This is a genomic window from Streptomyces ruber, assembly GCF_014648075.1.
In the GTDB taxonomy this organism is placed as follows: domain Bacteria; phylum Actinomycetota; class Actinomycetes; order Streptomycetales; family Streptomycetaceae; genus Streptomyces; species Streptomyces ruber.
This window is the reverse complement of sequence record NZ_BMQK01000002.1, coordinates 111,594-131,234: the sequence shown is the minus strand read 5'-3', so window position 1 is coordinate 131,234 and position 19,641 is coordinate 111,594. Positions and strand designations below refer to the sequence as shown.

Sequence of the window (19,641 nt, the reverse complement as noted above, 5' to 3'; positions counted from 1 at the left end):
GTGTACGTGAGTGGGGGCGCCCTGAACGGTTCAGGGCGCCCCCACTCACGTACTCGTGCCGTCCGGACGCCTACGGCCGCTCCGCGGCCTCCGCGGCCCGGCGCTCCGCCTCGCGCTGCCTCTCGCGCTCCTTCTCCGCGCGCTCCTCCGCCTCCATCTCGGCGAAGACGTCGATCGGCGCGGGCGCCTTGGCCAGGAACAGCCAGGTGAACCAGACCGCCAGCAGGAACGGCGGGATCTTCAGCGCCACCAGGACCCAGCCGAGCTGGGTGGTGTCGGCCCACCAGTACAGCGGGAAGAGGATCGCGCACTTGCCGAGCAGGATCAGGCCCCAGGCGTAGCTGGCCTTCGCGTACGCCTTCTTGCGGCCCGGGTTGCGGGTGCGCCAGGAGAGGTTCTCCTTGAAGACCGGGCCGAGGACCAGGCCGAGCAGCGGCACTCCGGCGAGCGTGGTGATGATGTACGCGAGGCCGAGGCCGAGCGTGTAGAGCATGCCCGGCAGGTAGAAGTCCTTGGCGTTGTCGGTCATCATCGCGAAGACCACGCCGAAGGCGACCCCGAAGACGCCGCTGAAGGCGTGCTTGAAGGTGTCCTTCATGGCCAGCCGCACCGCGACCAGGACCAGCGACACGGCGAGGGCCGCGATGGCCGAGCTGTGCAGGTCCTTGTTGATCGTGTAGATCGTGACGAAGAGCAGGCCCGGCAGCACGGTCTCGACCATGCCGCGGACACCGCCGAACGCCTCGAACAGAGCGGCCTCCGTCACCGCCTTGTCGTCGCGCCTGTCCTCCTGCGTATCGGCTGCGGCTTCGGTCGGCTTGTCGAGGGACGTCACCGGCTACTCCCGTCCGAGCGGTCTGAGTTCGTATTTCGGATTGAACAGCACCCTACGGCCCCGGCTCATCGAGATCCGGCCGGATGCGATCAGTTTGCGCCCCGGTTCTATCCCGACGATGGAACGTCTGCCGAGCCACACCACGTCGAGGGCGGCCGTACCGTCGAACAGCTCGGCCTCCAGGGCGGGAACCCCGGCCCGCGGACGCAGCGTGACCGTGCGCAGGGTGCCCGTGACGGTGACGATCTCACGGTCCCGGCAGTCACCGATGCGGGTGCAGCCGGCCGTCTCCGTGTCCTCCCGCAGCTCCTCCGACTCCAGGTCCTCCTGGGAGGAGGAGAGCCGGCCGAGCATACGACGGAACCGGCCCGCCGGCTTTTCGGGACGAGGAACAGGGCTCATACCGAAAGCGTACCGGGGGCCGTCCACACCGGTCGGACGAGCGCGCCCACATGCGCTCCCTCACGCACGGGGACCTCCTGGGCCCCGCGCGCTATTTCTCGAAGCGGTAACCCATCCCCGGCTCGGTGATGAAGTGCCGCGGGTGCGACGGGTCGGCCTCCAGCTTCCGGCGCAGCTGGGCCATGTAGACCCGCAGGTAGTTGGTCTCCGTCCCGTACGACGGCCCCCACACCTCCTGGAGCAGCTGCTTCTGGCTGACCAGACGGCCGGCGTTGTGCACCAGCACCTCCAGCAGATGCCACTCCGTGGGCGTCAGCCGTACGTCCTTGCCGCCCCGGTTGACCTTCTTCGCGGCGAGGTCGACGGTGAACCCGTCGGTCTCCACGAGGTCGTCCTCGCCACCGCCGGTGGGTTCGGCCCGGCGGACCGCGGCGCGGAGCCGGGCGAGCAGCTCGTCCATGCCGAAGGGCTTGGTGACGTAGTCGTCGGCGCCCGCGTCGAGCGCCTGCACCTTCTCGTCGGAGGAGTGCCGGGCGGACAGCACCAGGATCGGCACCCGGCTCCAGCCGCGCAGGCCTCTGATCACGTCGACGCCGTCCATGTCGGGCAGCCCGAGGTCCAGGACGACGACGTCGGGGTGGCGGTCGGCGGCGAGCCGGAGCGCGGTGGCACCGTCGGGTGCCGAGTCGACCTCGTACGCGCGTGCCTTCAGGTTGATCACGAGGGCACGCACGATCTGCGGCTCGTCGTCGACCACGAGCACCCTGGTCATGAGGCTGCCTGCCTTTCCGGTTCTTCGTGTGCGTCGCGCTCTTCGTGTGCGTCGCGTTTTTCGTGCGCGTGGTGTTCTTCGTGTGCGTGGTGTTCTTCGTGTGCGTCGCGGGCGGGGGCGTCGGGGCCGTCCACCGCGCGGAGGGTGAGCACCATGGTGAGTCCGCCGCCGGGGGTGTCCTCTGCGTTGAGCGTGCCGTCCATCGCCTCGGCGAAGCCGCGCGCCACCGCGAGCCCGAGACCGACGCCCGCGCCGCGCGGGGCGTCGCCGTGGCGCTGGAAGGGCGCGAAGATGCGGTCCTTGGCCTCGTCGGGGACGCCGGGGCCGCGGTCGACCACGCGCAACTCCACGCGCCCGGCGTGCGCGCTGGCGGCGACCAGGACGCGCCGGCCGGCGGGGCTGTACTTGACGGCGTTCTCGACGACGTTGGCGACCGCCCGTTCCAGCAGCCCGGCGTCCACGGCGACCATGGGCAGCGTCTCGGGGACGTCGAGCTCCACGCTGTCCTCGGGGATGCCGCCGAGCGCCATGGGCACCACCTCGTCGAGGTCCGTGCCGCGGATCAGCGGGGTGACGGTGCCGGTCTGCAGGCGGGACATGTCCAGGAGGTTGCCCACGAGGTGGTCGAGCCGGTCGGCGCCCTCCTCGATGGCGGCCAGCAGCTCGGCCTGGTCCTCCTCGGACCAGGCCACGTCGTCGGAGCGCAGCGAGGACACCGCGGCCTTGATCGCGGCCAGCGGGGTGCGCAGGTCGTGGCTGACGGCGGCGAGCAGCGCGGTGCGGATGCGGTTGCCCTCGTCGAGGGCGCGGGCCCGCTCGGCCTCGTGCTGGAGGCGCTGGCGGTCCAGGACGACGGCGGCCTGGGCGGCGAACGCGCCGAGGACCCGGCGGTCGGAGGCGGGCAGCACGCGCCCGCACAGGGCGAGCGCCATGTGGTCGCCGACGGGGACGTCCACGTCCGCGTCCTCGGGCCGCGTCACCGGCTTCCGGGTGCCCGAGCGGCCCGCGCAGGTCCACGGGTCGCGGTCGCCCGTGCGTTCCAGCAGCGCCACCGAGTCCATGCCGAAGGTCTCCCGGACCCGTTCCAGGAGCGCCTCCAGGCTGTTCTCGCCGCGCAGCACGCTGCCCGCCAGGAAGGAGAGGATCTCCGCCTCGGCGCGCAGCCGGGCCGCCTGGTGGGTGCGCCGGGCGGCCAGGTCCACCACGGAGGCCACCGAGATGCCGACCCCGACGAAGATCGCGATGGCGACGATGTTCTTGGGGTCGGCGATGGTGAGCTGGTGCAGGGGCGGCGTGTAGTAGTAGTTCAGCAGGAACGAGCCGAACGCCGCCGAGGCCATGGCCGGCAGCAGCCCGCCGAGCAGGGCCGCCGCCACGGTCAGCGCCAGGAAGAGCAGCATGTCGTTGGCGAGGCCGAGGTCGACGGTGCTCAGCAGCAGCGCGAGCAGCAGCGGACCGGCCACGCCCACGAACCAGCCCCACAGGATGCGGGCCCGGCCGAGCCGTGCGCCCCGGGCGACGGGCAGTCCGCGCCCCCGGGCGACCTCGTCGTGGGTGACGATGTGGACGTCGAGGTCGGGTCCCGAGTACCGGGCGACCGTGGCGCCGACGCCCGGCCCGAACACGTACTGCCAGGTCTTGCGGCGCGAGGAGCCCAGGACGATCTGGGTGGCGTTGGCCCCGCGGGCGAAGTCGAGCAGCGCGGCCGGGATGTCGTCGCCGATCACGTGGTGGAAGGTGCCGCCGAGGTTCTCGACCAGGGTGCGCTGGACGGCCAGTTCCTTCGGGGAGGCCGAGGTCAGTCCGTCGCTGCGGGCGATGTAGACGGCTATGACCTCGCCGCCCGCGCCCTTCTCCGCGAGGCGGGCGGCCCGCCGGATCAGGGTCCGTCCCTCCGGGCCGCCGGTCAGGCCGACCACGATGCGTTCCCGGGAGCCCCAGATCTTCGACACCCGGTGCCGGCTGCGGTACTCGGTGAGGTACTCGTCGGCCCGGTCGGCCACCCACAGCAGCGCCAGCTCGCGCAGGGCGGTGAGGTTGCCGGGGCGGAAGTAGTTGGAGAGGGCCGCGTCGATCTTGTCGGGCTGGTAGACGTTGCCGTGCGCCATGCGGCGGCGCAGCGCCTGGGGCGACATGTCGACGAGTTCGACCTGGTCGGCCCGGCGCACCGTCTCGTCCGGGACGGTCTCCCGCTGCCGTACGCCGGTTATCGACTCGACGACGTCACCGAGGGACTCCAGGTGCTGGATGTTGACCGTGGAGATGACGTCGATGCCCGCGGCGAGCAGTTCCTCGACGTCCTGCCAGCGCTTCTCGTTGCGGGAGCCGGGCACGTTGGTGTGGGCGAGTTCGTCCACCAGGGCGACGGCGGGGGCGCGGCGCAGCACGGCGTCGACGTCCATCTCGGTGAAGACGGCGTCCCGGTACTCGATCTCCCTGCGGGGGACCTGTTCCAGGCCGTGCAGCAGCACCTGGGTGCGCGGCCGGCCGTGGTCCTCCACGAAGGCGACGACGCAGTCGGTGCCGCGCTCCACCCGGCGGTGCGCCTCGGAGAGCATGGCGTACGTCTTGCCGACGCCCGGTGCCGCGCCGAGGTAGATCCGAAGCGTGCCGCGTGCCATGGCCCCATTGTCTTCCCGTCACACCTGTGTACGCAGCGTCGACCCTAAGGCCCACTGCCACGGCGAAGGCGAGGTGGGGACGGGCCGGGAGCCGTCCTTGACGCAACCCTGACGCGACGGGGTGGCAGGCCCCGTCTCAGTGGGCCACGACCTCCCCGTCCCGCAGTTCCAGCACCCGGTCGGCGAGGTCGAGGAGTGTGGGGTCGTGGGTGGCGACCAGCGCGGTGACCCGCTCGCTGCGGACGACGGCGCGCAGCAGTTCCATGACGGCGTGACCGGTCTCCGCGTCCAGCTGGCCGGTGGGCTCGTCGGCGATGAGGAGCGAGGGGTTGTTGGCGAGCGCGCGGGCGATGGCCACGCGCTGCTGCTGGCCGCCGGACAGCTCACCGGGCCGCTGCCGTGCGTGGTCGGCGAGGCCCACCAGGGACAGCAGCAGCTCGACACGCTCCTCCCGCTCGCGCGGGTCCGCGCGGCGCAGTCGCAGGGGCACTCCCACGTTCTCGGCGGCCGTGAGGATGGGGATGAGCCCGAACGACTGGAACACGAACCCGATCCGGTCCCGGCGCAGCCGCAGCAGCCCGTCCTCGCCGAGCGTGGACAGGTCGAGCCCGTCCACGGTGATCCGTCCCTCGTCCGGTTCGTCGAGCCCGCCGACGAGGTTCAGCAGGGTGGTCTTCCCGGCTCCGGAGCGTCCCTTCAGGGCGACCAGCTCGCCGCGCGGCACGTCGAGGCGGACGCCGCGCAGCGCGTGCACGGCGGCGGCTCCGGTCCCGTACGAGCGGTGCACGTTCTCGACGCGCACCATCGTGTCCGTCACCGTCGCGCCCGTCACGGTCGTGTCCGCCATGAGCCCCTCCCCCGTCGGCCGGCCGCCAGTATGGCCACCGGGCGTCCCGCCGATCAACAGCCGGGCACGGCGACGGGCCGCGCCCCTTCCGGGGTACGGCCCGTGCGGTGTGCGGCTCCGCCTCGCCCGCCGTGCGCGGGCCAGGGCCTGTCGTCGGATTCCCGTCGTCGCCCGCAGGGCGGCCTCGCGGCGTCTGGTGCGTGCTCCGGGGGTCCCCCGGCCGGAGGCTGGGAGTGCCAGGCAAACGTCCTCGTACTGGCGTGCTCGGGCTTCGCCCGGTGCGGCGAGAGTGCGTGCCCGGCGTCGCGAGGCAGACGGGGATTGAACGACAGGCCCTACCGGACCTCCGTGATCTCCGGTCCGCGCTGCAGCCTGCTCATGCCGCCCGCGAAGCGCGAGCCCTGCTCCTCCTGCTGGACGCCCTCGGGCACCATCTGGGCGTCGTTCGGCAGCTTGAGGACGATCGGGTCGCGGGGGGCCATCGGGCCCTCGCCGCGCACGACGACCGTGTCGCGGAAGATCTGCTCCAGCAGCCCCGCGGTCTGCGGCTCCACGGCGCCGCGGCCGGAGATCACACCGCGCAGGAACCAGCGCGGCCCGTCCACGCCGACGAACCGGACGACCTGGAAGCCGCCCGTGCCGTCCGGGAGCTGCACCGGCACCTGGGCCCGCAGCTCCCAGCCCAGCGGGCCCTCGACCTCCTCGATGACACCGCCCTGCTGGGTGATGCCGGAGGCGATCTCCTCGCGCACCTCGCCCCAGATGCCCTCGCGCTTGGGCGCGGCGAAGGCCTGCAGCTGGATGGCGCTCTCTCTCAGCACGACGGTCGCCGCGACGATGGCGTCACCGGCGACCTCCACCCGCAGCTCCATGCCGTCGACCCCGGGCACGAAGAGGCCGCCGAGGTCCACGCGGCCCTCGCCGGGCTCGCGCACCTCGGAGCTGTCCCAGGGCCCGTCGGGGCGGGGCTCGGGCTCCAGGCGTACGCGCTCCCGCCCGACCTCGTCCGCCTCAGCGTCGACGCCGTCGACGACCTGCTCGGCCTCGCCCGCCGCGCCCGCCGCGTCCTCGGCGGAGCCCTTCTTCTTGCGACGTCCGAACACGTCACTGTCCTTCCCGGTCGGATACGACCGAAGCGTATCGATTCCCACCCGTTGTGCCGCCCACGGCGGCATGACCGCCGGTGGACCCGAAGCCACCCTCGGCCCGGGCCGAGCCGGGAAGCTCCGCCGCCTCCTGGAAGCGCACCTTCTCGACCTGCTGGACGACCAGTTGGGCGATCCGGTCGAAACGCTCGAACCGCACCGGCTCGTGCGGGTCGAGATTCACCACGATCACCTTGATCTCCCCACGGTACCCGGCATCAACCGTCCCCGGGGCATTCACGAGGGCGACACCGCAGCGGGCGGCGAGACCGGAGCGCGGGTGCACGAAGGCCGCGTACCCCTCGGGCAGGGCGATCGCCACCCCCGTGGGCAGCACCGCCCGCTCCCCGGGCGCCAGCACACGGGCCTCGGTGGTGCGCAGATCGGCACCGGCGTCACCGGGGTGGGCGTACGCGGGGAGGGGTACGTCGGGGTCGACGCGCCGGACGAGTACCTCCAGCGGGGTACGGCTCACGGGTTCACCTCAAGGGCGCGGACGCGGCGCAGCTGGTCCGGGTCGTCCATGACCGCCTGGATCTCCGCCGGGCGGCCGTGCTCGACGAAGTGGTCGACCTTCACCTCGACGAAGAGGGCGTCGGCGCGCACGGCCACGGGCCCGTCGGGGGCGCCGACGCGTCCGGTGGCGACCGCGTAGATCTTCCGTCCGGCCACCGCGGTGACCTCGGCCTCCAGGTGGAGGGTCGTGCCGACGGGGACCGGCAGCAGGAAGTCCGTCTCCAGCCGGCCGGTCACGGCGATGGTGCGCAGCAGCCAGTTGAGCGAGCCGAGGGCCTCGTCGAGCGCGGCCGCGAGGACGCCGCCGTGGGCGAGGCCGGGAGCGCCCTGGTGGGCGGGCTGCACGGTGAACTCGGCGGTGAGGGCGACGCCGTCCGCGGCCCGGGCCTCCAGGTGCAGCCCGTGCGGCTGTCCGCCACCGCAGCCGAAACACTGCTCGTAGTGCGCGCCGAGCAGCTCGCCGGGGGCGGGGGCGTCGGGGTGCCGCACCGGCGTCTGCGCGTCGGCCGGCGGGGTCAGGGCTGCGGAAGTACCACTCACAGGCGCAGACCTTACCCGCGCGCGGGCGGCCGCCCGACACCGTGCCAAGCTTGACCTCATGCAGCCCTCCGCGTCGCCGTACGAAGAACGTCTCACCGCCCCCCGCTCCTGGTGGCTGATCTCCCTGCTGGTCGGGGTCTCCATGGCGCTGGTCCTGCTCCCCTTCGGCGTGCTGCCCATGCTGGGCGGCCTGGCCGGCGGCACGGCGGTCGCGGCGGTCGCGGCCAGCTCGTACGGCTCCGTCCGCATCCGGGTGGTCGGGGACGTCCTGGTCGCGGGCGAGGCGAAGATCCCGGTGTCGGCGCTGGGGGACGCCGAGGTGCTGGACCCGGAGGAGGCCCGCGCCTGGCGCATGCACAAGGCCGACCCGCGCGCGTTCATGCTCCTGCGGGCCTACGTCCCCTGGGCGGTCCGCGTCCCGGTCACCGACCCCGAGGACCCGACCCCGTACCTGTACCTGTCGACGCGGGAGCCGGAGCGGCTGGCCGCGGCCCTGGAGGCGGCGCGCACCGCCGCGTGAGCCGTCGGGCCCTTCGGGAGCGCGGGCTCCCGAAGGCGCCGGGCGCCGCCGGGAGGCGGGCGCCGGCACTCAGTCGGAGGCCGAGCGGAACCCTCCCCAGCGGCCGGGCTTCTTCGGCGCCTCCTCCAGCTCCAGGGGGTCCGCCGGTCCCTCCAGCGCGGGCAGCTCGCGCAGCGCCTCCCAGGGCACCTGGTTCCTGCGCAAATCCTTCCTGATGCGCTCGGCGAGGTGCTTGGTGTCGCGCCGGTTCATCACCGCGCCGACCGCGGCCCCCACCATGAAGGGCATCAGGTTCGGCAGGTTGCGCACCATGCGCTTCATGATCTGCTGTCGCAGTTCCCGCTTCATCTGGCTGCCGAGCGCCGCGTTGAAGGTCGCGGGCCTGGTCACGTCGATGCCGCGCTCCCCGGACCAGGAGCCCAGGTAGGCGGTGCTGCGCTCCTTCAGGTTCCCCGGCGGCCGCTGCCCGTAGACCTCGTGCAGCTCGGCGATCAGCTTCAGCTCGATCGCGGCCACGCCGGTGATCTCGGCGGCCAGCTCCGTGGGCATCGCCGGCGGCACCGGCATCATGGCCACCGCCCCGATACCGGCGCCGACCGCGGACGAGGCGTTCGCCGCTCCGGCGACCAGCTTGTCCGCGATCTGCTCGGGACCCAGGCCCGGGAACTGCCGGCGCAGGGTCGCGAGATCCCGTACGGGGATGCGCGGGGCCGTCTCGATCAGTCGGTCGGCGAGGTACGCGAGGCCCGCTCTGGCCCGGCCGCGGCCCTTGCCGGCACGTGCCTTCAGCCCTTCGCGCAGCCTGCCTCCGATGACCGCCGAGCGGCGTCCGGCAGGGGGCTCGGCGGGGGCCGCCGGGGCCGGGAGCCCCGGCCGATCGTTTCCGCTGTGCGTGTTCTCCATGGTGTGCGGGTGCCCGGTGTCCCCCGACGTAGCACCGGTCGCACGTTCGAGCGAGGCCACCCCGGAGTCGGGGGAGCCTCGCTCGTCGTCACGCTCACCGCGAGGGCCGTCGTACGGCCCTTCGTCCGCCTCCTTGCGGAGGCGGCGCTTCCAAGGAGGGGTCGAGCCGGTCACGGCCGACCCTGCCTCAGTCGCAGTCGCGGCAGATCGGCTGACCGTTCTTCTCACGGGCCAGCTGGCTGCGGTGGTGCACCAGGAAGCAGCTCATGCAGGTGAACTCGTCCTGCTGCTTGGGCAGCACCCGGACGGCCAGCTCCTCGTTCGAGAGGTCGGCCCCGGGCAGCTCGAGGCCCTCGGCGGCCTCGAACTCGTCGACGTCGACGGCCGAGGTCGACTTGTCGTTCCTCCGGGCCTTGAGTTCTTCAAGGCTGTCCGAGTCGACGTCGTCGTCGGTCTTGCGTGGGGTGTCGTAATCCGTTGCCATGTCGCTCTCCCCCTCTGGGTGTCTGCGGTGTCTCAGCGCACGTAACGCATGAGAGGCCGGACTTGTGCCCGACCTGAGGCGGAGATTTTGCCTCACATCAAGGTCTGTTACTCAATCGACACCCAACCGGACTCCTCAAGAGTGATCGGCTTGGATGGCGAAGGGGACCGTACACGGTCCGAATGCCGCACGCCAAAGGCGTCTCACCGTGTACTTCCCGTGATCTAGGCCCCGGAAAACCCGGATTTTCCCGACTTTCCGACAGGTCACATGATCACAGAGAGTGGATGGCCGGAAAATCGCCCCTGTGATCGATCACACACGCCCCTCTCGGCGCCGGCACCGGAAAATTCCGCGCAAAGCGAACATCCTCCGGTGTTGGCGGGCATGATGACAGATCGACCCGGCCGCTCGCATCTCAGGTCGGCAGCGTGACGCGCATCACGAGTCCGCCTCCCTCGCGTGGCTGTGCGGCGATGTGACCACCGTGCGCCCGGGCCACCGACCGCACGATCGACAGGCCGAGGCCCACTCCCTTGTCGCTGCCGGTGCGCTCCGTGCGCAGCCGCCGGAACGGCTCGAAGAGGTTGTCGACCTCGTAGGCGGGCACCACCGGCCCCGTGTTCACCACCACCAGGACCGCCTGGCCGTGCTGGACCTCGGTGCTGACCTCCACCCAGCCGTTCGGGCCCGGCACGTTGTACCGGACGGCGTTCTGGACGAGGTTCAGCGCGATGCGCTCCAGCAGCACGCCGTTGCCCTGGACGACCGCGGGGGCCAGCTCGACGCGGAGCTCCACCTTCCTGGTGTCCGCCTCGCTGCGCACCTGGTCGATGGCCTGGGAGGCCACCTCCGCGAGGTCCACGGGTTTGCGCTCGACTATCTGGTTGTCGCTGCGGGCGAGCAGCAGCAGGCCCTCCACGAGCTGCTCGCTGCGCTCGTTCGTGGCGAGCAGCGTCTTGCCGAGCTGCTGCAGCTCCACGGGGGCGCCCGGATCGGACAGGTGCACCTCCAGGAGGGTCCGGTTGATCGCGAGCGGTGTCCTGAGCTCGTGCGAGGCGTTCCCGACGAAGCGCTGCTGGGCCGTGAAGGCCCGCTGCAACCGCTCCAGCATGTCGTCGAAGGTGTCCGCCAGCTCCTTGAACTCGTCGTCCGGGCCGTCCAGCTCGATCCGCCGGGACAGGTCCGAGCCCGCCACCGCGCGCGCGGTGCGGGTGATCCTGCCGAGCGGCGAGAGGACGCGCCCGGCCATCGCGTACCCGAAGGCGAACGCGATCACGGCGAGGCCGAGCAGTGTGAGCAGCGACCTGCTGAGCAGGCCGTCCAGCGCATGCTGCTGCTGGATGTCGTTGCACGCCTGGAGCGTGGCGTTGATCGCGTCGATGCTGCGGTTCTCGAGACCCGGGCAGGTGTCACTGCTGACGGTGATGTTGCTGCCGGAGATCTTGAGCTTCAGGCTGCCCTCCTGGATGGCCTGGGCCGCCAGCAGGTAGATGATCGACAGCAGCAGGATGCCGGCGATCAGGAACATGCCGCCGTAGAGCAGCGTGAGCCGTATGCGGATGGTCGGGCGCAGCCAGGGGAACGGGGGCTCCGGCTTCCTGGGGTCCCAGGTGGGCTTCGGTGGCGCCGTGGGCGGCGCGGGTGAGGCGACCACGGGGATCAGATCCGGTAGCCGGAGCCGGGCACCGTCACGATCACCGGGGGTTCGCCCAGTTTGCGGCGCAGGGTCATCACGGTGACCCGCACGACGTTGGTGAACGGGTCCGTGTTCTCGTCCCAGGCCTTCTCCAGCAACTGCTCCGCCGAGACGACGGCGCCCTCGCTGCGCATCAGCACCTCCAGGACGGCGAACTCCTTGGGCGCGAGCTGGACCTCCTTGCCGTCGCGGAAGACCTCGCGGCGGTTGGGGTCGAGCTTGATGCCGGCGCGCTCCAGAACGGGCGGCAGCGGCACGCTCGTACGCCGTCCGAGGGCCCGCACACGTGCGATGAGCTCGCTGAAGGCGAACGGTTTGGGGAGGTAGTCGTCGGCGCCGATCTCCAGGCCCTCGACGCGGTCGCTGACGTCGCCGGACGCGGTGAGCATCAGCACGCGCGTGGCCATGCCCAGTTCGACGATCCGGCGGCATACGTCGTCGCCGTGCACGAGGGGGAGGTCGCGGTCGAGGACCACCACGTCGTAATCGTTGACGCCGATGCGCTCGAGGGCGGCCGCGCCGTCGTACACGACGTCGACGGCCATGGCCTCCCGGCGCAGTCCGGTGGCCACCGCATCGGCGAGCAGCTGCTCGTCCTCGACGACGAGTACGCGCACGTCCCTTGTCCTTCCTGTGTCCGCCCACGCGGCAGCACGCGGTACTGCGTCCGCGCGCGGGCAGGGTTCTTCCTGGGTCTGTGCCTCCATCCTGCCCTTTTCGGTCATAAGTCGGCGGTAAGCCGGGGGCGGAACCGGGTGAGGACCGGACGGGAACCGGTGCGGACCGGCTGAGTACCGGGTGGGAGGAAGCGGCCGGGGCCGCGGAAGCGGGAAGGAAGCGGGAAATTCTCGTCCGGTCGAGGTTTCCCCGGAAGTCGGCGGGGGGAGGACGCTTTGTACCCCGCGATCACGCTCTGCTGGTGCCGCATCATCACGTGGCCCGCCGCGATCCGCTTCCGCAGGGCGGGCGTGGGTGTCCGGCACCGCCGCCGCCCAGCAGGGCAGCGCTGGGCACTCAGCGGAGACGTGATCGCCCCTCCCGACGGCACACCCCCGTGCCACCGACCCACGACCCAGGACGAGGGGGCGCAGCATGGACGCTTTCACCGCAGGACTTCTGCAGCGCATAAGGGCGACCGAGTCCGACCTCACGCATGCTCGCGAGACCGGCGACGACTTCCTCGCGGAGGTCGAGGAGGCGGAGCTGGACGATCTGCACCGCCTCGCCGCCGAACACGGCGTGGAGGTGGGCGCGACTCACGCCTGACCCATCGGCACGACCGGTACGGCAAGGAGCGGGGCCCCGGCAGATCCGGACGGGGCCCCGCTTCGTGCTGTCCCGGACGCCGTTCACGCGCACGGGAGCACCCGGAGGTGCCGTCAGTCGTGCCAGGCCCCCAGCTCCTCCAGGCGGGCCTGGAGGAGCTCGAAGAGGCCGGGCGGGGCCGCGACGGTCAGTTCGGGCGAGAGGGGCTCGCCGGGCCGGCCGCCGGTCAGGGCGCCCGCCTCGCGGGCCACCAGGTCGCCCGCCGCGTAGTCCCAGGGGTTCAGTCCGCGCTCGTAGTACGCGTCGAGGCGGCCCGCGGCCACGTCGCACAGGTCGATCGCGGCCGAGCCCCCGCGCCGGATGTCTCGCACCTGCGGGATCAGCTCGCGGACGACTTCCGCCTGCCGGGCGCGGCGTTCGGCCAGATAGCCGAAGCCGGTGCCGACGAGGGCGAGGCCCAGGTCGGGCGCGGGCCGCACCCGCACGGGACGGTCGTTCAGCCAGGCCCCCTCCCCCAGGACCGCGCGCCACGTCTCCCCGCGCACGGGGGCGTGCACCACTCCTGCCACCGTCTCCCCGTGCACCCGGGCCGCGATGGACACCGCCCAACTGGGCAGCCCGTACAGGTAGTTGACGGTGCCGTCGATCGGGTCGATCACCCACTGGACACCGCTGCTGCCCTCGACGCTGGCGCCCTCCTCGCCGAGCACCCCGTCGTCCGGCCTGCGGTCGGCCAGCAGACCGGTGATCATCTTCTCGGAGGCGATGTCCATCTCCGTGACGACGTCGACGGCACTGCTCTTGGTCGCGGCCACGCCCAGGTCCTCGGGCCGGCTGTCGCGCAGGAAGGCGCCCGCGCGGGCCGCCGCGTCGAGCGCGATCTCCAGTAGTTCGGCCCTGAGGGCGGCCGAGGGCCCGGTCGGCTCTGACTGGTCGCTCACGGCGCTCCTCACGCGTAGGGGCTGTCGGCGCCCGCGGCGGCGGGCCTCGGGGCGCGGGCGGGGCAGCAGCCCACCGGGCACAGGTTGTGGCTCGGGCCGAGGGCGCCGAGGGCGCACGGGGTCACCGGGCGGGCACTCTCCACCGCGGCACGCTCCAGGACCAGGTCGCGGATGGCGGCGGCGAACCGCGGGTCGGCGCCCACGGTGGCCGAGCGGCGCACCGGCAGACCCAGCTCCTCGGCCTTGGCCTTGGCCTCCGTGTCGAGGTCGTACAGGACCTCCATGTGGTCCGAGACGAACCCGATGGGGGCCATCACGACGGCCGGGACCCCGGCGCCGTGCAGCTCCTCCAGGTGGTCGCAGATGTCCGGCTCCAGCCACGGGATGTGCGGGGCGCCGGACCGGGACTGGTAGACGAGCTGCCAGGGGTGGTCGACACCGGTCCGCTCGCGCACCGCGTCCGCGATCAGCCGCGCGACGTCCAGGTGCTGCCTGACGTACGCGCCGCCGTCCCCGTGCTCCTCGACCGGACCGGAGGTGTCGGCCGCCGAGTCGGGGATCGAGTGGGTGCTGAAGGCGATGTGCGCGCCGTCCCGGACCTCCTCGGGCAGGTCGGCGAGGGACTGGATGACGCCCTCGATCATCGGCTCCAGGAAGCCCGGGTGGTTGAAGTAGTGCCGCAGCTTGTCGATCCTCGGCAGCTCCAGACCCTCCGCCTCCAGGACGGCGAGGGAGTCGGCGAGGTTCTCCCGGTACTGGCGGCAGCCCGAGTACGAGGCGTACGCGCTGGTGGCCAGGACGAGGATGCGGCGGCGGCCGTCGGCGACCATCTCGCGCAGGGTGTCCGTCAGGTACGGCGCCCAGTTGCGGTTGCCCCAGTAGACCGGCAGGTCCAGGCCGTGTTCCGCGAAGTCCTTGCGCAGCGCTTCGAGCAGGGCGCGGTTCTGGTCGTTGATGGGGCTGACCCCGCCGAAGAGGAAGTAGTGCTGTCCGACCTCCTTGAGGCGTTCCTTCGGGATGCCGCGGCCACGGGTCACGTTCTCCAGGAACGGGACGACGTCGTCGGGTCCCTCCGGGCCTCCGAAGGAGAGGAGCAGCAGTGCGTCGTACGGGGTCGGGTCAGTTGCGTCGGGCATGTCTACGATCCTGCCACCCGCCACTGACAACCGGCATCGCGGCCCGCGCAATGCGCATGCGGGGGAGGTGCCCGACGCGTAAGCTGTATGACCTCAAGTGGCGCCTTACAAGGCGCCACTCCGCGCTGTCCGGGTACACCGGATCCACGGCACCCCCGGAGCCCTCGTGTCGAGCCCCTACCGCGCCCTGTTCGCCGCCCCCGGCGCCAAGGCATTCTCCGCCGCCGGATTCCTCGGCCGGCTGCCGCTGGCGATGATGGGCATCGGCGTGGTGACGATGGTCTCCCAGCTCACCGGCCGCTACGGCCTCGCCGGGGCGCTGTCGGCAACCATCGCGCTGGCCGCCGCGGTGGCCGGCCCGCAGGTCTCGCGCCTGGTGGACCAGCACGGGCAGCGCCGGGTGCTGCGCCCCGCCGTACTGGTCACCCTCACCTCGGCGGCCGGCCTGCTGCTGACCGCCCACTTCCGGTGGCCGGACTGGCTGCTCTTCGTCTGCTCGGCGGGCGTCGGCTGCACGCCCAGCATCGGGGCGATGACCCGCGCGCGCTGGGCGGCCCTCTACCGCGGCACCCCGCACCTGCACACCGCGTACTCCTTCGAGTCCGTGGTCGACGAGGTGTGCTTCATCTTCGGGCCGATCATCTCCATCGGCCTGTCCACCGCGTGGTTCCCGGAGGCGGGACCGCTGCTCGCCGGCTGTTTCCTCGCGGTCGGCGTCTTCTGGCTGACGGCCCAGCGCGCCACCGAGCCCGCGCCCCATCCGCGCGAGCGGCACGGCCGGGGCCGCTCGGCCCTGCGCTCGCCCGGGCTGCAGGTCCTCGTGCTCACCTTCGTGGCGACCGGGGCCATCTTCGGGGCGGTCGACGTGGTCACCGTGGCCTACGCCGAGGAGCAGGGGCACAAGAGTGCCGCGAGCCTCGTCCTCGCCGTGTACGCGGCGGGTTCCTGCGCCGCGGGGATCGTCTTCGGGCTGCTGCGCCTCGCCGGGCCCCCCGCGCGTCGCTGGCTGCTGGGCGTGTGCGCCATGGCCGTGAGTATGATCCCCCTCCAACTGGTCGGGAACCTGCCGTTTCTGGCCGTGGCGCTCTTCGTCGCGGGCCTCGCCATCGCCCCCACGATGATCACGACGATGGCCCTCGTCGAGGAGCACGTACCACGCGCGCAACTGACCGAGGGCATGACCTGGGTGAGTACGGGCCTGGCGGTCGGGGTCGCGCTCGGCTCCTCCGTGTCCGGCTGGGTGATCGACGCCGCCGGAGCGGACGCCGGGTACGGGGTCCCGGGCGTCGCCGGGGCCGTCGCGGCGGCGGTCGGTTTCCTCGGGTACCGCCGGCTGCGGAGGCCGGCCGGGCAGCGGGGAGGAACCCTTGAACGGCACAGCCAGCGGGACGACGACCACGAACAGCACGACATGGCGTAACTGGGCCGGCAACGTCACGGCCCGGCCGGTGCGGGAGGTCACCCCCGCCTCCGTCGAGGAGCTCGCCGCGGCGGTGCGGCGCGCCGCCGAGGACGGCCTCAGGGTGAAGGCCGTCGGCACCGGGCACTCCTTCACGGCCGCCGCCGCGACCGACGGTGTGCTGGTCCGGCCCGACCTGCTGACCGGTATCCACAAGGTGGACCGGCGGGCCATGACGGTCACCGTCGGGGCCGGCACCACGCTCAGGCGGCTCAACGTGGCGCTCGCGCGCGAGGGGCTCTCGCTCACGAACATGGGCGACATCATGGCGCAGACGGTGTCCGGCGCGATCAGCACCGGCACCCACGGCACCGGCCGCGAGTCGGGCGCGATCGCCGCCCAGATCACGGCGCTCGAACTGGTCACCGCCGACGGCTCGGTCCTCACCTGCTCGCGCACGGAGCGGCCGGAGGTCTTCGCGGCGGCCCGGACGGGTCTCGGCGCCCTGGGCGTCGTCACCGCGGTCACGTTCTCCGTGGAGCCCCTGTTCCTGCTCACGGCCCGTGAGGAGCCGATGCGCCTGGAGCGGGTCCTCGCCGAGTTCGACCAGCTCTGGGCCGAGAACGAGCACTTCGAGTTCTACTGGTTCCCCCACACCGGCAACACCACCACCAAGCGCAACAACCGCAGCGCCGGTCCCGAGCGGCCGGTGGGCCGGGTGCGCGGCTGGCTGGACGACGAGTTCCTCTCCAACGGCGTCTTCCGGGTGGCCAACTGGGTCGGCCGCGCCGTGCCCGCCACGATCCCCGCGATCGCACACATGTCCAGTCGCGCCCTGTCCGCGCGCATGTACACCGACATTCCCCACAAGGTCTTCACGTCCTCGCGGCGGGTGCGCTTCGTGGAGATGGAGTACGCCGTTCCGCGCGCGGCGGTGGTGGACACGCTGCGTGAACTCAAGGCGATGGTCGACCGCTCCCCCTTACGGATCAGCTTCCCCGTGGAGGTCCGCACGGCGCCCGCCGACGACATCACGCTCTCGACCGCGTCCGGCCGCGACAGCGCCTACGTCGCCGTCCACTCGTTCAAGGGCAGCCCGTACCGGGCGTACTTCACCGCCGCCGAGCGGATCTTCACGGCGCACGAGGGGCGGCCGCACTGGGGCAAGGTGCACACCCGGGACGCCGACCATCTCGCCGGGGTCTACCCCCGGTTCGGCGAGTTCACGGAGCTGCGGAACCGGCTGGATCCGGATCGGCGCTTCCAGAACGACTACTTGCGGAGGGTGCTGGGCTCGTAGCCGAGGCGCCCGGGGCCGGGGATCCGTCCGACCCGCCACCGTCGGCGGCACTCCCACCGGCGTCCGGCGTCGCGCTCTCCTCCGTACCGCTCCCGGCGCCGTCCCCGCTCTCCCCGCTCTCCCCGCTCTCCCCGCTCTCCCCGGGGACACCGTTCCCGGGTGTACCGCCGCTCGTGGCGGACGGCGCCGGGGAGGACGATCCGCCGTCCTGCGAGGCCTCCGGGGAACCGGAGGAGTCGGCGGAGCCGCCGGAGGGCGTCGGGTCCGGGGAGTCGGAGGTGCCCGGACCGTCCGGGGACGACGGCCTGTTGTGGCCGGACAGCGCACTGCCGACCGTGGTGCCGCTCCCGCCGCCGAGCCCGGAGCCGGAGACCAGTTCGTACGTGGTGATGCCGGCCATGGTGACGCCGAAGACCAGGGCGGCGGCGATCACGGGCCGCCGCCGTCCCCCGGCCCGCGCGCGGTGCAGGGTCGCCCGGCCGAACTCCCCGTCCGCCGGCGCCGGCGGACGGCCGGGCGCGGCCTGCGCCGCGGCGCCACGGACGTCGCGCAGCTGCTCGCCGGTGCGCTTGAGGACGTGCTGGAGGACCGTGCCCCCGCAGGTCGCGATCACGCTGACCACGCCGGCACCGAGGATCGTCCCGTAGACGCCGAAGTACGAGGCGAACTTGGCGGCCACCACCGCGGCGACCGCGCTTCCGGCGACCTGGGGAAGGCTCAGTTCGAGTCTGCTCCTCCCACCCCCGTCGGCTGCCGTTTCCTCACCATCGTCCGCTTTCGCACGCATTACCGAGGCTTGCCTTCCTTTCCCGTACTTGGTCGTCCGATTGCACGAGAGGGGGACGTACGAGCGAAACGGCTGGTTCCGTTTCTGGAGATTCCGTGAACTCCGCCACACCCGACCATGACGAAAGAGACACTTCGGACGGTCAACTCCCTCTCCTCGCGGAACATTCGGCGGCGTGCCGATCCACGCAAGTGGCCCGAATGGAGTACTGTTGCGAGCCCTGGGTCCGGACTCCTGCCAGGGCGTCCGGGGCCTCGGAGGACCGCCGGGAGGGGGATCGTTGCACAGGGTGATGAGATTCATCACTTAGCGTTGCGAATTGGTCACCGTGCCATAACGGCGGCCCAGGGCCCCGGCCCGACACGCCGGGCAACCCGGCAAGGTTGTGGCAGGCTGCACCCGGGCAGGCCACACTCGACTAGCGGAAGCAGCGACGCACGTGACGTCGGCAGGCACCACCCGGGAGGTCCCCATGCCCGAACTGCGTGTCGTGGCCGTCTCCAATGACGGCACACGGCTGGTGCTCAAGGCTGCCGACGCGACGGAGTACACCCTTCCGATCGACGAGCGGCTGCGCGCCGCGGTACGCGGCGACCGTCCCCGCCTCGGGCAGATCGAGATCGAGGTGGAGAGCCACCTCCGCCCGCGCGACATCCAGGCACGTATACGCGCTGGCGCGTCGGCCGAGGAAGTGGCCCAGCTCGCCGGCATCCCCGTCGACCGGGTACGCCGTTTCGAGGGGCCCGTGCTCGCCGAGCGCGCCTTCATGGCCGAGCGGGCGCGCAAGACACCGGTCCGCAGGCCCGGGGAGAACGCCGCGGGTCCGCAGCTCGGCGAGGCCGTCCAGGAGCGGCTGCTGCTGCGCGGCGCCGAGAAGGACACCGTCCAGTGGGACTCGTGGCGGCGCGACGACGGCACCTGGGAGGTGCTGCTGGTCTACCGCGTCGCCGGTGAACCGCACTCCGCGAGCTGGACGTACGATCCGCCCCGGCGCCTCGTCCAGGCCGTGGACGCCGAGGCGCGCTCGCTGATCGGAGAGTCCGACGACCTCGGCAGCGCCGAGCCCAGCCTCCCGTTCGTGCCCCGCATCGCACGGCTGCCGCGCGACCGCCCCCTGGACCGCCAGACGGAACGTCCCGTCCCACCGCCCCCGTCGGCCGAGCCCGCCGAGGAGAGCGCGGGCGAGCGCGACTCCCTCACCAGCATCCTGGAGGCCGTCCCCAGCTACCGGGGCGACCTGGTCGTGCCCGAACTGCCCGCCGAGGCGCCGGAGGAGGGCGCGCCCGGGCCCGAGGCGGAGGAGCCCCCGGCGCCTGCGGCCTCGGCCGGTTCCGCCTACGCGGACGTGCTCATGCCGCGCTCGGTCGGGAGCCACCGCGACCGGCTCATCGGCGCCACCGACCGCCAGGCCGAGGCGGACGGCGTCCGTCCGGGACGCCGTGCGGCGGTGCCGAGCTGGGACGAGATCGTGTTCGGTACGCGGCGGAAGAAGCAGGACTAGCGAGCAGGACCACTCACTCGTACGTGC

General features: G+C 72.4%; 20 protein-coding genes. 5 read left to right on the top strand and 15 right to left on the bottom strand.

What is annotated here, in order from left to right:
* Nucleotides 1-70: 70 nt before the first annotated feature.
* From IEZ04_RS05415 to IEZ04_RS05380, 8 genes are all read right to left on the bottom strand, one after another.
* On the bottom strand, nucleotides 71-835 hold the full coding sequence (locus IEZ04_RS05415) for a DUF3159 domain-containing protein (protein WP_189215519.1): 765 nt from the start codon (nucleotides 833-835) through the stop codon (nucleotides 71-73).
* 3 nt (nucleotides 836-838) lie between these two features.
* Nucleotides 839-1,237 (bottom strand): OB-fold nucleic acid binding domain-containing protein, encoded by a 399-nt coding sequence (locus IEZ04_RS05410; RefSeq protein WP_189215518.1) that lies wholly within the window; start codon nucleotides 1,235-1,237, stop codon nucleotides 839-841.
* A 91-nt stretch (nucleotides 1,238-1,328) separates the two neighbouring features.
* The gene (locus IEZ04_RS05405) at nucleotides 1,329-2,009 is read right to left on the bottom strand and encodes a response regulator (protein WP_189215517.1); all 681 of its coding nucleotides are present in this window, start codon (nucleotides 2,007-2,009) and stop codon (nucleotides 1,329-1,331) included.
* The gene (locus IEZ04_RS05400) at nucleotides 2,006-4,630 is read right to left on the bottom strand and encodes an ATP-binding protein (RefSeq protein WP_189215516.1); all 2,625 of its coding nucleotides are present in this window, start codon (nucleotides 4,628-4,630) and stop codon (nucleotides 2,006-2,008) included. The genes IEZ04_RS05405 and IEZ04_RS05400 overlap by 4 nt, the downstream gene beginning before the upstream one ends.
* 136 nt (nucleotides 4,631-4,766) lie before the next feature.
* Nucleotides 4,767-5,477: an ABC transporter ATP-binding protein gene (locus IEZ04_RS05395; RefSeq protein ID WP_189215515.1), complete on the bottom strand. Its 711-nt coding sequence runs from the start codon at nucleotides 5,475-5,477 to the stop codon at nucleotides 4,767-4,769.
* A gap of 335 nt (nucleotides 5,478-5,812) precedes the next feature.
* Entirely contained in the window at nucleotides 5,813-6,580 is a 768-nt protein-coding gene (locus IEZ04_RS05390; protein WP_189215514.1) for a DUF3710 domain-containing protein, read from the bottom strand.
* Between the two features lies 1 nt (nucleotide 6,581).
* Nucleotides 6,582-7,097 (bottom strand): dUTP diphosphatase, encoded by a 516-nt coding sequence (gene dut, locus IEZ04_RS05385; protein ID WP_189215513.1) that lies wholly within the window; start codon nucleotides 7,095-7,097, stop codon nucleotides 6,582-6,584.
* A complete protein-coding gene (locus tag IEZ04_RS05380) occupies nucleotides 7,094-7,678 on the bottom strand; it encodes a PaaI family thioesterase (protein WP_189215512.1) in 585 nt (194 codons plus the stop codon). The genes dut and IEZ04_RS05380 overlap by 4 nt, the downstream gene beginning before the upstream one ends.
* A gap of 58 nt (nucleotides 7,679-7,736) precedes the next feature.
* On the opposite strand from IEZ04_RS05380, the gene IEZ04_RS05375 reads away from it, so the two are divergent.
* Complete coding sequence (locus IEZ04_RS05375) at nucleotides 7,737-8,198, top strand: DUF3093 domain-containing protein (protein ID WP_189215511.1); 462 nt, start codon at nucleotides 7,737-7,739, stop codon at nucleotides 8,196-8,198.
* A 69-nt stretch (nucleotides 8,199-8,267) separates the two neighbouring features.
* On the opposite strand, the gene IEZ04_RS05370 is transcribed toward IEZ04_RS05375, so the two are convergent.
* From IEZ04_RS05370 to IEZ04_RS05355, 4 genes are all read right to left on the bottom strand, one after another.
* Entirely contained in the window at nucleotides 8,268-9,275 is a 1,008-nt protein-coding gene (locus IEZ04_RS05370) for a hypothetical protein (RefSeq protein ID WP_189215510.1), read from the bottom strand.
* Between the two features lie 13 nt (nucleotides 9,276-9,288).
* The gene (locus IEZ04_RS05365; protein WP_005481602.1) at nucleotides 9,289-9,585 is read right to left on the bottom strand and encodes a DUF4193 domain-containing protein; all 297 of its coding nucleotides are present in this window, start codon (nucleotides 9,583-9,585) and stop codon (nucleotides 9,289-9,291) included.
* 418 nt (nucleotides 9,586-10,003) lie between these two features.
* The gene (locus tag IEZ04_RS05360; protein ID WP_189215509.1) at nucleotides 10,004-11,242 is read right to left on the bottom strand and encodes a sensor histidine kinase; all 1,239 of its coding nucleotides are present in this window, start codon (nucleotides 11,240-11,242) and stop codon (nucleotides 10,004-10,006) included.
* A gap of 5 nt (nucleotides 11,243-11,247) precedes the next feature.
* On the bottom strand, nucleotides 11,248-11,901 hold the full coding sequence (locus IEZ04_RS05355) for a response regulator transcription factor (protein WP_093832080.1): 654 nt from the start codon (nucleotides 11,899-11,901) through the stop codon (nucleotides 11,248-11,250).
* Nucleotides 11,902-12,376: 475 nt separating this feature from the next.
* Here IEZ04_RS05355 and IEZ04_RS05350 point away from each other — a divergent pair, with 475 nt between their 5' ends.
* Complete coding sequence (locus IEZ04_RS05350; protein WP_189215508.1) at nucleotides 12,377-12,550, top strand: hypothetical protein; 174 nt, start codon at nucleotides 12,377-12,379, stop codon at nucleotides 12,548-12,550.
* A gap of 113 nt (nucleotides 12,551-12,663) precedes the next feature.
* Here IEZ04_RS05350 and IEZ04_RS05345 read toward each other — a convergent pair whose 3' ends face one another.
* Together IEZ04_RS05345 and IEZ04_RS05340 are read right to left on the bottom strand one after the other, a co-directional pair.
* The gene (locus IEZ04_RS05345; protein ID WP_189215507.1) at nucleotides 12,664-13,491 is read right to left on the bottom strand and encodes an inositol monophosphatase family protein; all 828 of its coding nucleotides are present in this window, start codon (nucleotides 13,489-13,491) and stop codon (nucleotides 12,664-12,666) included.
* Nucleotides 13,492-13,499: 8 nt separating this feature from the next.
* On the bottom strand, nucleotides 13,500-14,627 hold the full coding sequence (locus IEZ04_RS05340) for a ferrochelatase (RefSeq protein WP_189215506.1): 1,128 nt from the start codon (nucleotides 14,625-14,627) through the stop codon (nucleotides 13,500-13,502).
* A gap of 166 nt (nucleotides 14,628-14,793) precedes the next feature.
* Between IEZ04_RS05340 and IEZ04_RS05335 the strand changes: the two genes are divergently transcribed.
* Nucleotides 14,794-16,047: an MFS transporter gene (locus tag IEZ04_RS05335; protein ID WP_189215505.1), complete on the top strand. Its 1,254-nt coding sequence runs from the start codon at nucleotides 14,794-14,796 to the stop codon at nucleotides 16,045-16,047.
* The gene (locus IEZ04_RS05330) at nucleotides 15,995-17,326 is read left to right on the top strand and encodes a D-arabinono-1,4-lactone oxidase (RefSeq protein WP_189215504.1); all 1,332 of its coding nucleotides are present in this window, start codon (nucleotides 15,995-15,997) and stop codon (nucleotides 17,324-17,326) included. The genes IEZ04_RS05335 and IEZ04_RS05330 overlap by 53 nt, the downstream gene beginning before the upstream one ends.
* On the opposite strand, the gene IEZ04_RS05325 is transcribed toward IEZ04_RS05330, so the two are convergent.
* Nucleotides 17,250-18,113 carry a hypothetical protein gene (locus tag IEZ04_RS05325; protein WP_189215503.1) on the bottom strand — a complete coding sequence of 288 codons (864 nt, stop codon included), beginning with the start codon at nucleotides 18,111-18,113 and terminating at the stop codon, nucleotides 17,250-17,252. The genes IEZ04_RS05330 and IEZ04_RS05325 overlap by 77 nt on opposite strands.
* Nucleotides 18,114-18,585: 472 nt before the next feature.
* Here IEZ04_RS05325 and sepH point away from each other — a divergent pair, with 472 nt between their 5' ends.
* Nucleotides 18,586-19,614 carry a septation protein SepH gene (gene sepH / locus IEZ04_RS05320; protein ID WP_189215502.1) on the top strand — a complete coding sequence of 343 codons (1,029 nt, stop codon included), beginning with the start codon at nucleotides 18,586-18,588 and terminating at the stop codon, nucleotides 19,612-19,614.
* The last annotated feature ends 27 nt before the right edge of the window (nucleotides 19,615-19,641 follow it).

Coding starts and splice junctions, on each gene's coding strand:
- IEZ04_RS05365 (WP_005481602.1), bottom strand. CDS start 9,585: ATGGCAACGGATTACGACACCCCACGCAAGACCGACGACGACGTCGAC.
- IEZ04_RS05395 (WP_189215515.1), bottom strand. CDS start 5,477: ATGGCGGACACGACCGTGACGGGCGCGACGGTGACGGACACGATGGTG.
- IEZ04_RS05405 (WP_189215517.1), bottom strand. CDS start 2,009: ATGACCAGGGTGCTCGTGGTCGACGACGAGCCGCAGATCGTGCGTGCC.
- IEZ04_RS05375 (WP_189215511.1), top strand. CDS start 7,737: ATGCAGCCCTCCGCGTCGCCGTACGAAGAACGTCTCACCGCCCCCCGC.
- IEZ04_RS05400 (WP_189215516.1), bottom strand. CDS start 4,630: ATGGCACGCGGCACGCTTCGGATCTACCTCGGCGCGGCACCGGGCGTC.
- sepH (WP_189215502.1), top strand. CDS start 18,586: ATGCCCGAACTGCGTGTCGTGGCCGTCTCCAATGACGGCACACGGCTG.
- IEZ04_RS05410 (WP_189215518.1), bottom strand. CDS start 1,237: ATGAGCCCTGTTCCTCGTCCCGAAAAGCCGGCGGGCCGGTTCCGTCGT.
- IEZ04_RS05340 (WP_189215506.1), bottom strand. CDS start 14,627: ATGCCCGACGCAACTGACCCGACCCCGTACGACGCACTGCTGCTCCTC.
- IEZ04_RS05350 (WP_189215508.1), top strand. CDS start 12,377: ATGGACGCTTTCACCGCAGGACTTCTGCAGCGCATAAGGGCGACCGAG.
- IEZ04_RS05325 (WP_189215503.1), bottom strand. CDS start 18,113: ATGCGTGCGAAAGCGGACGATGGTGAGGAAACGGCAGCCGACGGGGGT.